The sequence below is a fragment of the Acinetobacter marinus genome, from assembly GCF_900096915.1.
Classification (GTDB): Bacteria; Pseudomonadota; Gammaproteobacteria; order Pseudomonadales; family Moraxellaceae; genus Acinetobacter; species Acinetobacter marinus.
On sequence record NZ_FMYK01000003.1, the window covers coordinates 242,767 to 257,708 of the forward strand.

15 protein-coding genes and 1 pseudogene are annotated in these 14,942 nt (G+C 43.2%); 6 read left to right on the forward strand and 10 right to left on the reverse strand.

From position 1 onward, the window contains the following. The first annotated feature begins 163 nt into the window (after positions 1-163). From ftsH to BLQ60_RS07120, 4 genes are all read left to right on the forward strand, one after another. A complete protein-coding gene (gene ftsH / locus BLQ60_RS07105) occupies positions 164-2,077 on the forward strand; it encodes an ATP-dependent zinc metalloprotease FtsH (protein WP_092618057.1) in 1,914 nt (637 codons plus the stop codon). A 157-nt stretch (positions 2,078-2,234) separates the two neighbouring features. Further along, on the forward strand, positions 2,235-3,089 hold the full coding sequence (folP, locus tag BLQ60_RS07110; protein ID WP_092618059.1) for a dihydropteroate synthase: 855 nt from the start codon (positions 2,235-2,237) through the stop codon (positions 3,087-3,089). A 36-nt stretch (positions 3,090-3,125) separates the two neighbouring features. Next, on the forward strand, positions 3,126-3,437 hold the full coding sequence (locus tag BLQ60_RS07115; protein WP_092618061.1) for a YqfO family protein: 312 nt from the start codon (positions 3,126-3,128) through the stop codon (positions 3,435-3,437). Between the two features lie 8 nt (positions 3,438-3,445). Next, a complete protein-coding gene (locus tag BLQ60_RS07120) occupies positions 3,446-3,799 on the forward strand; it encodes a hypothetical protein (RefSeq protein WP_092618064.1) in 354 nt (117 codons plus the stop codon). Positions 3,800-3,856: 57 nt separating this feature from the next. Here the strand turns inward: BLQ60_RS07120 and BLQ60_RS07125 are convergent, their stop codons facing one another. Further along, the gene (locus tag BLQ60_RS07125) at positions 3,857-4,654 is read right to left on the reverse strand and encodes an enoyl-CoA hydratase-related protein (RefSeq protein ID WP_092618067.1); all 798 of its coding nucleotides are present in this window, start codon (positions 4,652-4,654) and stop codon (positions 3,857-3,859) included. A gap of 86 nt (positions 4,655-4,740) precedes the next feature. Here BLQ60_RS07125 and BLQ60_RS07130 point away from each other — a divergent pair, with 86 nt between their 5' ends. Continuing rightward, positions 4,741-5,337: a nicotinate-nicotinamide nucleotide adenylyltransferase gene (locus BLQ60_RS07130; RefSeq protein ID WP_092618069.1), complete on the forward strand. Its 597-nt coding sequence runs from the start codon at positions 4,741-4,743 to the stop codon at positions 5,335-5,337. A 191-nt stretch (positions 5,338-5,528) separates the two neighbouring features. Here BLQ60_RS07130 and BLQ60_RS07135 read toward each other — a convergent pair whose 3' ends face one another. The 5 genes from BLQ60_RS07135 to BLQ60_RS07155 all read right to left on the reverse strand — a co-directional run bounded on the left by BLQ60_RS07135 (position 5,529) and on the right by BLQ60_RS07155 (position 9,386). Next, a complete protein-coding gene (locus tag BLQ60_RS07135; protein WP_092618072.1) occupies positions 5,529-5,996 on the reverse strand; it encodes a peroxiredoxin in 468 nt (155 codons plus the stop codon). A gap of 136 nt (positions 5,997-6,132) precedes the next feature. Beyond that, the gene (locus BLQ60_RS07140; protein WP_143005195.1) at positions 6,133-6,507 is read right to left on the reverse strand and encodes a hypothetical protein; all 375 of its coding nucleotides are present in this window, start codon (positions 6,505-6,507) and stop codon (positions 6,133-6,135) included. Between the two features lie 23 nt (positions 6,508-6,530). Beyond that, complete coding sequence (gene queC, locus BLQ60_RS07145; RefSeq protein ID WP_092618076.1) at positions 6,531-7,199, reverse strand: 7-cyano-7-deazaguanine synthase QueC; 669 nt, start codon at positions 7,197-7,199, stop codon at positions 6,531-6,533. 130 nt (positions 7,200-7,329) lie between these two features. Further along, complete coding sequence (gene queE, locus BLQ60_RS07150; protein ID WP_092618078.1) at positions 7,330-8,028, reverse strand: 7-carboxy-7-deazaguanine synthase QueE; 699 nt, start codon at positions 8,026-8,028, stop codon at positions 7,330-7,332. Positions 8,029-8,165: 137 nt separating this feature from the next. Then, positions 8,166-9,386 carry a cupin domain-containing protein gene (locus BLQ60_RS07155; protein ID WP_092618081.1) on the reverse strand — a complete coding sequence of 407 codons (1,221 nt, stop codon included), beginning with the start codon at positions 9,384-9,386 and terminating at the stop codon, positions 8,166-8,168. 310 nt (positions 9,387-9,696) lie between these two features. Between BLQ60_RS07155 and putP the strand changes: the two genes are divergently transcribed. Then, positions 9,697-11,190 carry a sodium/proline symporter PutP gene (gene putP, locus BLQ60_RS07160; RefSeq protein ID WP_092618082.1) on the forward strand — a complete coding sequence of 498 codons (1,494 nt, stop codon included), beginning with the start codon at positions 9,697-9,699 and terminating at the stop codon, positions 11,188-11,190. 123 nt (positions 11,191-11,313) lie between these two features. Here putP and BLQ60_RS07165 read toward each other — a convergent pair whose 3' ends face one another. The 4 genes and pseudogenes from BLQ60_RS07165 to BLQ60_RS07180 form a co-directional block, all read right to left on the reverse strand. Next, positions 11,314-12,153 carry an SPFH domain-containing protein gene (locus BLQ60_RS07165; RefSeq protein ID WP_092618083.1) on the reverse strand — a complete coding sequence of 280 codons (840 nt, stop codon included), beginning with the start codon at positions 12,151-12,153 and terminating at the stop codon, positions 11,314-11,316. A 68-nt stretch (positions 12,154-12,221) separates the two neighbouring features. Then, on the reverse strand, positions 12,222-12,686 hold the full coding sequence (locus BLQ60_RS07170) for an NfeD family protein (protein ID WP_092618086.1): 465 nt from the start codon (positions 12,684-12,686) through the stop codon (positions 12,222-12,224). 63 nt (positions 12,687-12,749) lie between these two features. Further along, the gene (locus BLQ60_RS07175; RefSeq protein WP_092618088.1) at positions 12,750-13,688 is read right to left on the reverse strand and encodes a patatin-like phospholipase family protein; all 939 of its coding nucleotides are present in this window, start codon (positions 13,686-13,688) and stop codon (positions 12,750-12,752) included. 177 nt (positions 13,689-13,865) lie between these two features. Beyond that, positions 13,866-14,822 (reverse strand): annotated as a pseudogene (locus tag BLQ60_RS07180) (sensor domain-containing diguanylate cyclase). Positions 14,823-14,942 lie beyond the last annotated feature (120 nt).

Sequence of the window (14,942 nt, forward strand, 5' to 3'; positions counted from 1 at the left end):
GTAAAATGTGACTTTAAATTGTGACTTGCAAAGCCGAATGTAGAGTATGCGTTTTTGTGAGCATCTGTACACTAAAGCTGTTAAGATGTGGTTTCGCTTTTTTAGGATGGTGAGTTAAGTTGTTTTTTGACTGACCAAATTTGATAAATATGGGAATAGAGCTTTGAGCGATTTCTTCAAAAATGCCGTATTGTGGCTGATTATTATCGGTGTGCTGGTACTGGTTTTTAGTAATTTCAGCGACCGAGGAAAAACAGATGCGTTGAGCTATTCTCAATTCATCGCTGCTGTGGATAATGGACAGGTCAAACAAGTGACTGTAGATGGCGAACGCATCACAGGCACGAAAGCCAATGGTTCAGAATTTGAAACCATTCGCCCTGATGTCTTTGAACCGCAGTTTGTACCGAATTTGATTGAAAAAGGCGTTGAAGTTGAAGGTGTTGCACCGCATCGTCAAGGCTTGTTGATGCAACTGTTGATCGCAAGTTTCCCTATTTTATTGATCATTTTATTGTTCATGTTCTTTATGCGGAATATGGGCGGTGGTGCTGGTGGTAAAAACGGTCCAATGAGTTTTGGTAAATCAAAAGCCAAAATGCTCTCAGAAGATCAAGTCAAAGTTACTTTTAAAGATGTGGCTGGTGTTGACGAAGCCAAGCAAGAAGTGGTTGAAATTGTTGATTTCTTAAAAGATCCAGCAAAATTCAAACGTCTTGGTGCATCGATTCCACGTGGTGTATTGATGGTCGGTCCTCCAGGTACAGGTAAGACCTTGCTTGCTAAGGCGATTGCTGGTGAAGCCAAAGTGCCATTCTTCAGTATCTCTGGTTCGGACTTCGTCGAGATGTTTGTTGGTGTCGGCGCATCACGTGTACGTGATATGTTTGAGCAAGCCAAACGCCATGCGCCATGTATTATCTTCATTGATGAGATTGATGCAGTCGGTCGTCATCGTGGTTCAGGTACTGGCGGCGGTCATGACGAGCGTGAGCAAACCTTGAACCAAATGCTGGTTGAGATGGACGGTTTTGATGGGAATGAAGGCATTATCGTGATTGCTGCGACTAACCGTGCAGATGTCTTGGATAAAGCATTACTTCGCCCAGGTCGTTTTGACCGTCAAGTGATGGTTGGCTTGCCAGACATTAAAGGTCGTGAGCAAATTCTTAATGTTCATTTGAAAAAATTGCCATCTGTGACGGGTGTGGATACGCAAGTATTGGCACGTGGTACACCAGGATTCTCTGGTGCACAACTTGCCAATTTGGTCAATGAAGCGGCTTTATTCGCTGCACGTCGTAATAAGACCACGGTCGATATGCATGACTTCGAAGATGCCAAAGACAAAATCTACATGGGTCCTGAGCGTAAATCGATGGTCATTCGTGATGAAGAACGTCGTGCCACGGCGTATCATGAAGCAGGGCATGCGATCGTTGCAGAGCTATTGCCGAAGACTGATCCTGTACACAAAGTCACCATTATGCCTCGTGGTTGGGCGCTGGGTGTGACGTGGCAGTTGCCTGAGCAAGATGCGATTAGCAACTATAAAGACAAGATGTTGAATGAGATTTCGATTTTGTTCGGTGGTCGTATCGCTGAAGAAGTCTTTATCAATCAACAATCGACTGGCGCATCAAATGACTTTGAGCGTGCCACCAAAATGGCACGGGCGATGGTCACCAAGTACGGTATGTCAGATCGTTTGGGTGTCATGGTTTACGAAGAAGAAAATCAAAATGGCTTCTTCGGCAACATGGGCAACCGTACCATTTCTGAAGCGACACAACAGCAAGTCGATGCTGAAATTCGTCGAATTCTTGATGAGCAATATACAGTTGCACGTGAGATTTTAGAGAATAACCAATCGATCGCCCATGAAATGGTGAAAGCCTTGATGGAATGGGAAACCATTGATCGTGATCAAATCCGTGACATCATGGAAGGTCGTGAGCCACAACCACCGAAAGTGTATGTGCCTGAAAATCCGATTACGGTCGGTGATGAAACGGTGGGTGAGGAAGATGATTCTCCATCGACACCGCCACCTTTACCATCATTGCCTAAAGCCTAAATTTGGCTGGATGAAATGATAAATGAGACCGTTTCCGAGCGGTCTTTTTTATGCTCGAATCATGTCGGAATTCTGAACGACTTCAAAGTTATAGGGTGATATTTTCACTTTTAAGCAAATGAATTGGTTACACTAATCGGGTAATCAAGGAGTCATCATGCAATTGTCCCGCTTACCCAACCGCACACTACAATACGCTAATAAAACTTTGGATTTATCCACGCCGCAAATCATGGGCATTCTCAATGTCACCCCTGATTCCTTCAGTGATGGTGGGCAATTTCGCCAAACGTCCAAAGCGATTGCACATGCTTTGGAGATGATGGAACAGGGCGCAACCATCATCGATATTGGTGGAGAATCGACTCGCCCGCATGCCGATGCGGTGAGTGTGCAAGAAGAGCTGGATCGGGTGATTCCAGTGGTTGAGCAGTTGGCTACTCATGATGTGGTGATCTCGATCGATACCAGCTCGCCTGAAGTGATACGAGAAGCAGTCGTCAAAGGTGCGCATATTTGGAACGATGTGCGTGCTTTAAAACGTCCTCATGCCATGCAAACAGCGGCAGAATTAAACATTCCTGTGATCTTGATGCACATGCGTGGTGAGCCAAGTACCATGAATGATTTGGCGGTCTATCAAGATGTCACCGCAGAAGTCATGGCAGAGCTACAACAGCGTATTGACGAAGCATTAACCATAGGCATTCGCAAAGAAAATATCATCATTGATCCCGGTTTTGGCTTTGCCAAGACAGCTTCGCAAAATTTACAATTATTGAATGAGTTTTGGAAATTGCATGAACTGGGCTATCCAATACTTTCGGCACTTTCTCGTAAACGATTCATCGGTGAAGTATTGGGTGGTGCCGAAGCAACGGAGCGTGATATTGCCAGTAGCACAGCACATTTACTGTCGATCCAACAGGGTGCATGTATGGTGCGCACACATAATGTCAAAGTGATGTCGGATACCATCAAAATGTGGCAAGCCATGAATGATGCGATTTGATGATTTTCAGTAATTTCTAAAGGGAAGGAATATGCCATGTTAAAACTGATCTACTATGTGCCTGAGTCGCATCTCGAAGTGACCAAGCAAGCGATTTTTCAAGCGGGCGCAGGCGGTATCGGTGATTATGTAGAGTGTGCTTGGCAGGTCAAAGGCATTGGTCAGTTTAAACCATTAGGTCAAGCCAATCCTTTTATTGGTCAGGTAGATCAGCTCGAACAAGTCGAAGAATGGCGTGTCGAAACCATTGTCGATGAACAGTATGCTCAAGCGGTGAAACAGGCGTTATTGGCAAGTCATCCCTATGAAGAACCTACTTTAGAGTTCTTGAAAATTATAGAGGTTTAAGACTTCTTATGAATAAATTACCTGATTATCATATTATTGTAACTGATATTGCAGGACATCAAGCCCAACTATTTTGTTTGCAGTTGGAGGCTATATCTACTTTAAAAGCAAAAGGATTTATAGAAGTTAAGAAATATAATGGGCAAGGTCAGCTTTATCATAAGAATATTTCAGATTGCTCACAAAGTGAAAGGTTAGAATTGATTACTTTTCTAATTAGTATTGGTGCATTATTTTCAGATGGAAATGGTTGGAGTCCTGCTGAATTAGTACGATATTTTAAAGGTCAAAAACTTATAAGTGATTTATTTCAAGTAATTGGTTGGAAAAATTCGGATACTTATGAAATTACTATTGAATAAAAACAACCTCTAATTCAAAGTCAAAAAGCTGATTTTGTTGAATTAGAGGTGTCATGATCAATTAAACTTTGAAAAATCCGCTTTACGTTTTTCTTTAAATGCAGTCAATGCTTCGACCATTTCAGGCGATTTAACACGTTGCATAAAGATTTCTGCTTCATGATCAATCCAAGCCACGATGTCATCTTTATCAGCTTTCATCAAGGCTTTACTTTGTTTGAGTGAGGCAAGTGGCAGTTGATTGAGATGCTCTGCCATTTGCGCAGCTTGCGCATACGGATCATCTACGATTTGTGTGACTAGCTTGGCGTCGAATGCGGTTTCCGCATTGAACTTACGAGCTGACATCAACAAGTCCGCCGCTAATAAATAACCTGCACGTTGTTGTAGAAGTTTACTCGCCGCACCTTCAGGGGATAAACCTAAGCTAACAAAAGGAATTTGGAATACTGCACTGGTGTCGGTATAAACAAAATCGGCGTGCAAGAGAATCGTCACACCAATCCCAATCGCCACACCTTTGACCCCAACGATTAACGGTTTTGAGAATTTCGCTGCTGATTTTAATAATAAAAATGGTGCACCATCACCCGCAGGGCTGATATTTTTCTTCAGGCTTGCAGCAAAGTCCTGCATGTCATTGCCCGCAGAGAAGTCGTTATTTGCGCCACGCAGGATCACGATGCGCACGTCATTTGACGCATCCGCTTGATACAATGCTTGTTCGATCTCGATATATAAGTCACTATAGAGCGCATTTTTGGCTTCAGGACGGTCGATTGCCAAGGTGAGAATGCCGTTGGCTAATTCTGCTTTGAGATGTGGGTTGCTATTGTTTAAACAATCTAAGCTCATTTTGATAGTCCATGGTCTGTTATAAAACTTGCATCTAGTTTTAACAAAGATGACGCACGCTGTATAGTTGAGAGATTGAGGTTTTTATGTCGCACGAGTTCAAAAGATTTGATTATTTGGTGTTCATTGGGCGTTTTCAGCCGTTCCACATCGCACATCGAGAAGTCATTGATATTGCGCTGGCGCAGGCGGAGCAAGTCATTCTGGTGCTTGGTTCAGCGCAAGATGAACGCAGTATTAAAAATCCTTTCTCGGTCACCGAACGTCAGCAGATGATTTTATCCAGCTTTGATGAAGTGACACGACAGCGTATTCAGTTCGTCCCGATTGTGGATTTATATAATGATGAGAAATGGGTCAAAGCGGTCAAAAAGGGCGTTGCAGAAATCACCCAAGATAATCAAAATGTCGGCTTAATTGGTCATTTTAAAGATGACAGTTCATATTATCTGGCGCTATTTCCTGAGTGGAAATTGCTTGAATTGGAAAATCTAAAAAATCAACTTTCAGCGACACCGCTACGTGTCAAATATTATCAGGGTGAAATAGATCAAGATCATTTAAGTACTGAAGTCCAAGAGTTTTTAATCGAATTTCAAAATAGTGAATGGTATCCGCTGTTGCAAGATGCCTTTCAACAGCAGGATGATTCACCAGTCATTTTGCCCGATGATTCTGTTTGAATAGAGTTTTAAGCCTAAACTACTACACATAAAGATTGACTGGCAAAACTCACATTAAGCAACAATAGTAATAGGTATTTTTTAAACTCAGGTTGAGATTGCTGAGATAGTATTTTTAACGCCATCAGTTGCCTTTGGCGACTGATGGCGTGTTAGGTTTTAGGGGGCTAACGCCCCCTAAAGCCCCCAATTTAAGCACTTTGTAACTGCTTAATTTCTTCTAAAATCATTTCGGCATGACCTGAGGCTTTGACTTTGCGGAAGCTGGCTTTGAGTTCGCCGTTGTGGAAAATAAAGGTCGAGCGCTCAATGCCCATGACTTTTTTACCATACATGTTCTTTTCTTTGATCACGTCAAAGTGCTGACAAAGTTTTTCATCAGGATCGCTGATCAAGCTAAAGTTAATGTCTTGCTTTTCAGTAAAGCGTTCGTGGCTTTTGATTGAATCACGAGATACACCGAAGATTTGCACGCCAAGTTTGGCAAAGTCATCTTTAAATTGGCTAAATTCATTGGCTTGTGTGGTACAACCAGGCGTTGAATCTTTAGGATAAAAATAAATAATTAGCCAATCGTTAATGTCACTTAAGTTAATCTCGCCTTGGGTGCTTTCAAGCGCGTAGTTGGGTAATTGAATTTGTTCTATTTGATCTGCCATGTGAAGTTCTCTTTCAAAATTTGATGTTGCTCTGATCTTAGCATTTATCCAGATGATAAATCCTTGAACAATACATTCTTGCTATAAATTCAAGTAATAAAAAAGCCTGCAAGTGCAGGCTTTTGTTCACGAAAAATTATTTCTTTTTCGCTTGTGCTGATTGAGCAGCAGTTTGTACTTTTTTGATCAAGTCTGCGCCAGCACAGGTATTCATATATTGTTCAGTGCGTTTAACCACGCCAACTGTACGTGGATCTTTTTTCGCATTGATTGCGCTTTGGATTTCCCATTCGTCTGCATTGGTCATTTTCGCTTGGCTATCAATAGTACATTTACAGAACTTTGATGCTTCAGAAGTCGACAATACTTTGGCATTGGTGAACGAAGTTTGGCAATTTTTTTCAAGATCGCCACGGATGTTGGTACTTTTGCTCAAGTCAGCTGCATAAGTTTGGCTAGCCAAAGCAGCAACGAGGAATGCACCAGCAGTTTTTAACATCATATTTTTCATAAAGAACCTGTTTTTCTAAAAAATTAATTCACGTAACGTGTTGGATCAGCGATCTCAGCTTCAATAAAGCCTTGATGGCGCAAGCGACAGCTATCACACTTACCACATGCCCGACCGTCAGCATCTGCTTGGTAGCATGATACCGTTTGAGCATAGTCTAACCCATGTTCGACGCCTAAGCGTATGATATTCGCTTTGGATAAATGTAACAGGGGTGTTTCAATTTTTATCGGATGACCTTCTACACCTGCTTTTGTTGCAAGATTCGCCATTTTTGTAAAGGCATCGATATATTCAGGACGGCAGTCTGGATAGCCAGAGTAATCTACCGCATTGACCCCAATCACGATCGCCTGTGCATCTTTGACTTCGGCGAGTGCAAGTGCATAGGACAGAAAAATGGTATTTCGAGCAGGCACATAGGTGATGGGAATGCCGTCTTGCAGTTGATCTGGCACATCGAGATTGTGATCGGTGAGGGCAGAGCCACCAATATTGCCAAGGTCGATATTGATAATACGGTGATCCAGCGCATATTTTTCGGCAATGGTTTTGGCAGCTTCAAGTTCGCTGGTTGAGCGCTGTCCATACATAAAGCTAATCGCATAACAATCATATTGCGATGCAGCCCAAGCTAGGCAAGTACTTGAATCTAAACCACCTGATAATAAGACTACGGCTCTTTGACGCATGCTCCAACCTTAAAATAATACGAATAAATCAGCGAACGAGTTTAGCACAATCCTGACTTTGGATTTGCGCAGAAATACAGCAAGGGCGATGCGACTTAGTTGATGAGGAAAAGGTGATAAGGAAAATGGCTTAACGACCTTTTTCATCTTGCCAAAGCAGTTTGTGCAGTTGTAATTGGAATTTGACAGGTAAATGATCTTCCAAAATCCACTGTGCCAGATTGCGAGCCAGTGGCGGTAAACGCACATTACCTTCAATGGCAAAGGCAGGCGAGAACCAGACGGTGGAGACTAGATTTGCAAGCTGATGTTGCATGAGAAAATCTTTAGACCATTCATAATCAGCACGATCGCTAATCACAAATTTAATCTGATCATGTTGAGTCAAATGTGGATAATTCTCAATCATGTTGCGATGTTGCTCATGGCTAGATGGTGTTTTGACATCGACAATGCGAGAGACACGGGTATCAACTTTGCTGATGTCTAATGCGCCACTGGTTTCCAATGACACTTTAAAGCCACTATCACACAAGGTTTTCAGCAAGACCACACAGTTCGGCTGTGCCAGAGGTTCGCCGCCAGTCACGCAGACATATTTGGCATTGTATTGAGAAATTTGCTGGATAATATCGTCTAAACCAAATCGTGTACCACCATCAAAAGAATAGGTAGTATCACAATACACACAACGTAGGGGACAACCTGTTAAGCGCACGAATACTGTCGGATGACCAGCTTCATTGGCTTCACCTTGTAGCGAGTAAAAAATCTCGGTCAGTTTCAGCCCTGCAGCAGGGTCGGTGACAGGAATAGATTGGGTGCGCATAGTTGCAGTGTTAGATGTCAGTTGATTCACGAATAAACAGCAGTGGAAAAAATAAGCGAGCTATTCTACCTGAATTTCAGAAAAATAGCTGAGCAATTTCTTTGATGTTGTTGGATTGCGTGCTTCATTGAGACGCATTATTCAGATTCATCGGGTTCGATCAACATCAAAATACCTGAATTTAATGCTTCGACGATGAGTTCAAGCGTTGTTTCTAGATTCGCTGTCTGCTTTGGTAATTCATTTAATAAAAACTGCTCACCATCAGCCAAGGCTTTAAATAGCGATGCTGAATCTGTATCGACTGGAAATAATTCACCATTTGCCCAAAACTCTAATCTGGTTTCTGGTGTTGTATGTGTATCGTCATTCGCCAGCGTGCGATAGAGCAGCCGATTGGCAGGTTCAAGCGCAATGCCATAGCCATCATCTGCATAGCTTTGTAATGCTTCGTTGTCGATTTCTTCGGGTTCGGGAATATGTTCGGCATATTTGGCTTCGCTGATCAGTGCCATCACCGCCGACTCAAAACCTGCATTATTTTCAATCGCTTGTAAAAGTTGTTGTTTTAATCGGTCTAATTCAAGCTGTGAAATTTCCCCGATGGCTTGTGGCATACTGCGTTGATCATCATTGATTGGGGTCTTTGTGAGGATTTGATCGGCAAATTGGTCACTGACACGGTCGATCAATTGCGCCTGATTGGGCATACGAAAGCCAAAAGAAAAAGTCAGACATTCATCTTGTGCTACGCCGTAGTGAGAAAGACGAGGTGGCACGTAAAGCAAATCGCCTGGGGCAAGCACTTCATCAAAGTCGACTTGCATTTCTGCAAGTAATTTGAGTGGTTGATTTGGCAAGATTTCAGTGGATTCATCACACCATTGTCCCAGTTGCCAACGGCGATGCCCGAAACCTTGCAATAAAAATACATCATAAAAATCAAAATGTTGTCCTACCGATCCACCTTGAGGTGCATAAGACACCATAATGTCATCGCGGCGCCACTGCGGAATAAAGGAAAATTGTTTCCATAGCTCAGCAAGCTCTAGTGAATAATGATCAACCGCCTGAACTAACAGCGTCCAGTACGGCGGTAATTTTTTAAAGTCTTTTGGTGAAAGTGGTGCGTTTTTTACCTGCCATTGCTCGTGGTTTTGACCATGCTGTGTGATTAGACGGGCAGTCACATCCTCATCCAATGCCAATTCTTTGATGTCATCAGGTTCAAACATGCCGACAATTTCAGGTAGCGCATTGCGTACAAGTAACGGTTTTTTTTGCCAATATTCGGCAAGAAATTGTGCTGCGCTAATACCGCCTAAAATGGCAAGTGGCTGAGTGGATGGTTTAGACATGAGTGCTTTAATTCAGAGAGATTTGTGGTTATTTTCCCTTGTTCGGGATGAGCTTGCAACTTGATCTGGATTCTGATGATTGTTGGAATGGGTTGGTAGCGGGTTGGAATGTGTTTGATGTGTACTTTTGCTGGTTTCGAGATAGGTGATTTTGGTCATTTTTCTGAATTGCGATAGACTGTCGCCTTATTTTTGAATGACTTCAGCTACTGTCTGTGTATAGACGTTGTTCATGTATCTTTTGCTGGGGTGATATGACGTCACCTAATCAGCTTTAAAATTTGTTTAGCGTTAAAAATAGGAACGGTCGATGAATGGATTAAACCCAACCGTATTAACCTTTATTTTATATATTGTGTTGATGATTGCGATAGGCGTGTATGCTTACCGTGCAACCAAAGATTATTCAGATTATATTTTGGGTGGACGAAGTTTTGGCAGTTTAGTCACTGCATTTTCGGCAGGGGCGTCGGATATGAGTGGCTGGTTACTCATGGGGTTGCCTGGGGCAATTTATTTGTCTGGGCTAAGTGAAGCGTGGATCGGCATTGGTTTGGTGATCGGTGCTTGGCTAAATTGGTTATTGGTCGCTGGTCGCCTGCGTATTCAGACCGAGGTACAGCATAATGCCATGACCTTACCTGATTATTTTACCCATCGTTTTGATGATCATCGCAAAATTCTGCGGGTATCTTCTGCGTTGATTATTCTGATTTTCTTCTCGATCTACTGTGCATCAGGCATGGTGGCAGGCGCACGATTGTTTGAAAGCCTGTTTCAGATGGACTATAGCACGGCGCTTTGGCTCAGTGCTTGTGCCACGATTATTTATGTCACCATCGGTGGGTTTTTAGCGATTAGTTGGACAGATACTTTCCAAGCAGGATTGATGTTATTCGCCTTGCTCGTCACGCCACTGTTTGCTTATCTTGTGATCACCGATAATGGTGGCGATGTCATGCATTATGTCCAAGCTGCCCGACCTGAAGCGATGGATATGATTCAGAATTTAAGCTGGATTGCGATCATGTCCTCTATGGCATGGGGGCTGGGCTATTTTGGTCAGCCACATATCTTGGTTCGATTTATGGCGGCAGATTCGGTCAAAACCATTCCAATGGCACGCCGTATCGGCATGTCGTGGATGATTATTTGTTTGTTGGGTTCAGTCGGTATCGGTTTCTTTGGGATTGCATTTTTTCAAGCCAATCCAACACTTGCTGCGCCTGTCACCGAAAACTCGGAAACGGTATTTTTGCAATTGACCCAGATTTTATTTAATCCGTGGGTTGCTGGGGTAATTTTGGCGGCATTCTTGGCGGCTGTGATGAGTACTTTAAGTAGTCAATTGTTGCTGTGTTCGACCACGATTACTGAAGATTTTTACAAAGTCTTTATCCGTAAAGGGGCATCGCAAAACGAACTGATTTGGGTTGGACGGATCATGGTGGTGGCAATCGCTGTCTTGGCTATTACTATGGCAAGTGATCCTGAAAGTAAAGTGCTTGGCTTGGTATCTTATGCTTGGGCTGGCTTTGGCGCTGCATTTGGTCCATTGATTTTATTGTCACTGATGTGGAAGCGCATGACTTTATCAGGTGCGATTACAGGCATGATCGTCGGTGCAGTCACAGTGATTGTCTGGAAAAATTACTTTGCAACAACAGGTGTCTATGAAATTATTCCTGGATTTATACTATCCATGCTGACCATTGTGGTGGTGAGCTTGTGTTCTAAAGCGCCATCGCCTGCCACATTGGCTCGCTTTGACGAAGCTGAACGTATCTATCAACAACACTCTTAATGTATAGACAATGATTGTTGATGTGGATTTTAAATACTTAAGTATTTTCCAACATAGCAAAAAAACAGCCTGATCATTGTCAGGCTGTTTTTTTATGGCTTGCTGTGTATTGATGCAGGTAGATTATGAACGTCCCATCACACCTTTGATGGTATTCATCAAGTCGGCAGGCAATACCACGGTTTTGGCATTATTTGATTTCGACATATCTTGCATGGCTTTGACATATTGTTCACCAAGCAAATACGCCACAGGGATTTCTTTATCACCAATTGCACTGGTGACCAATCCAATCGCTTCTTGTGATGCACGTGCCAGTACCACTTGCGCTTCAGCATCACGTTTTGAGGCTTCCAAACGACCATCTGCTTCTAGGATCGCCGCTTGTTTTTCACCATCCGCTTTGGTCACAGTCGCACGACGTTGACGTTCTGCGGCTGCTTGTGCTTCCATCGCAGACTGCATGGTTGGTGATGGTTTAATGTCTTGGATTTCCACGGTTTTTAGGGTGATGCCCCAATCGGCAATATCATCAGAAATCGCCGCTTTGAGTTTGGCTTTGATATGATCACGAGAGGACAGTGCATCATCGAGATTCATCTCACCCACGATTGAACGAAGCGAGGTTTGCACCAGATTCTGAATCGCCCAAGTATAGTCTTCAATCCCGTACACCGCTTTTTCTGGTGTGGTGATGTTGATATAGGACACCGCATTCATGATCAGCACCGCATTATCGAGGGTAATCACTTCTTGAGAGGGAATGTCGAGTACGATGTCTTTGGTGGTGACTTTAAACGCCACCTTATCCATAAATGGAATGATCCAGTTGATGCCTGGGGTGAGGGTACTGTTATATTTTCCCCAGCGCTGTACGATATATTTAAAACCTTGTGGTACAATCGCCACCATGTTGTAGGCAGCGATTGCCGCCAGTACCACTAAAATAATTGCAAATTCCATATTTGATTCCTCTTATAAAAATTCTGTATTCATAGCGAAATGTGCCAATCATCTAGCACATCATATGTTTATTGTGTGTGGTGAGGTTGCACCACCAATTGATTGCCTAAAATATCCGTTACCGTCACACGCTCACCCACTGTCACAGGAGCGAGTGTACGACACGTCCATTCATCCGTACCCAGCACAGGCATCGGAAAACGCACCACCGCTTCGTTATGTTCTGGCAAAATCTGGATCACCATGCCGACTTGACCAATGGTGGCTTCACGGGACAATCCCGCTTTGGTGACATCTTTGGATAACGCTGGCTTGGCAAATTTAAACCAAAGCACCATGATCACAGTAGACAACACCACCCAAATGAGAATTTGTGCAGCCACAGGCAAGGTTGGAATCAGCCAAACCAATGCACTGATCACCACCGCCGCTAGACCAAACCAAAAAATGGTAAAACTTGGAATAAAAATCTCAAGCACCATCAAGATCAAGCCAAAGATGAGCCAGTGCCAAGGTTCAATATAATAATTCATGGGTGAAATCCCTTTTATGAAAATGATTTTTATTCATCATAGCCGAAAATGTCATGAAACGTCTTAAAATTTGGCTTTCGGTGGTGCTAAAAAAGCCTGCGGTGATTGTTTAAATTCGGCGATGATTTTCTTGATCTTTGGCATTTGTTTCTGCGCAGCACGTTCACCTTCCAAGATCGACTCGTTACGTGCTGCAAGATCGAGCACACCGAGATGACCGATTTCAGGTTGAATCACTACATCTGCTTGTTTCAGTTCATTGTTAATGCTTTGCTGACCCATGATATTAATGGTCTGATCGAGCAAGCCCCACAGACTCATCGACTTGGCATTTTTTGGACGGGCAGAAATATCTACGGCAATCACAAGATCAGCACCCATACTTTTGGCAGTGCTCACAGGAATCGGACTGACCAAGCCACCGTCGACATATTTTTTCCCACCGATGGTTGCGGGTACAAAGACATTGGGAATACTGCATGAGGCACGTACTGCCTGTCCTGCGTTACCTTTGATAAATTCAGTTTTCTTACCAGTATTGAGCTCTGTAGCGACTGCGGCAAAGCGTTTTGGAAATTGCTGAATGGCTTTGTTACCGACTTGGCGATTGACATAATCTTGTAGTTTTTGCCCCACCACAAAGCCCTGACGACTGAGCGTCAGATCACGAATGTCGGACTCTTCCAGTTTCAGCGCAATTTCTTGCAGTTGATATGGGGTTTTGCCTGAAGCGTAAATACTGCCAACAAAGCTCCCCGCACTCGTACCCGTCACGATTTTGGCTTTGATGCCATGTGATTCGAGCACTTTAATCACACCGATGTGCGCAAAACCTTTAGCACCACCGCCACCCAGCGCAATCGCAATCACAGGTTCACGGGCTTTTTGTACAGGGGTTGGGTTAGGTTTTTTATTGCCAAAATCACAGGCGCTGATGGCAATACTCAGGCTAGAAATGGTGGCTAATTTGAGCAGGTTGGATTGCGTAAGGATATTTATCATTTTAACAAGTGAGAATAAATGAAAAGGATTGTACTCATAGTACATTTATTTTGAGTGATACCAAAGAGCAAACATTGTAAGCAATACTGTCGTCAGTCAACAGAGCTGAATAAGCTGTGTTTAGAATATTTTTTGATGTTGAGCACTGATAAACGCTGTGATTTCAATCGAAAAAACTTAATCCTGTGGTGTTGGCATCACGCCAAGTTTTTCCTTTTTGTCTTGATACATGTTGAGATCGGCTTGTTTAATCGCATCCAAGAGCCCTTTAGTCGGATCACGCATTGCCATACCCAGTGCCGCACGAATATTGGCACGACTGAGCGCATTGTCAATATGTTGGCGGATTTTCTCCGCTTCAACTTCCGTCGTGTTGACACAAAGTATCCCAAATTCATCACCGCCAAGTCGGGCTATCATATGTTGATCTGAGATGGATGCTTTTAATACCTTGGCGGTGGCTTGCAATAATTCATCACCTGCAGAATGACCGAATAGATCATTGGTGATTTTGAGATCATTGAGATCGATAATGATGATCGCAACAGGATGCCCATAAAGTTTGCACCGTGCTTCTTCGGCATCAATAACTTGATCCTAGCCACGGCGATTGACCAAGCTCGTGAGATGATCTGTCAATGCTTCGACTTGAAGGCGTTCTAGTTGGCGAAGTTGGGCGCTGGTACGTAGCTCTGCTTGTAAAATATAACTGAGAAGCGCTGCCATTTGTTCAATTAAAGGCGCTTCATCGAGTAAAGATTTGGGCTTAGGTTGCGGATCGACTGCACAGAGGGTTCCAAAGATACTGCCATCTTCATGATATAGCGGCTGTCCAATATAGGCTTTGATCGGAACTTGCTGTGCAATTGGGGCATTGGCATACAGTGGAATTTCATCAGAGCGTGGTGCGATACGGGGTGCTTTGCCTTTAACCATGTGTGAGCAAAATGAATCTTCCCAACAAAATACATGACCAGGTCTGACATCATAGGCATAATCTTCAGATTGCAATACGATCCAGTCTTTATCCTCTACTCGAGTAATCATCCACAGATCAAAGCCATATCGAGCGTGTAAAAATTTTAAAACGCTTTGACCGACTTCCTGAAAATTTTTAAAACCATGTACATCCATTGTCACCACCTCGCTAAACCTTACATATTATAGCGATGTTTAGTATTTTAAGCACTTGACTTGGAAAATATTATGTAACTTTCGCCGTTGCGCTATTTTCATTTTCGAACAAGTTTCGCT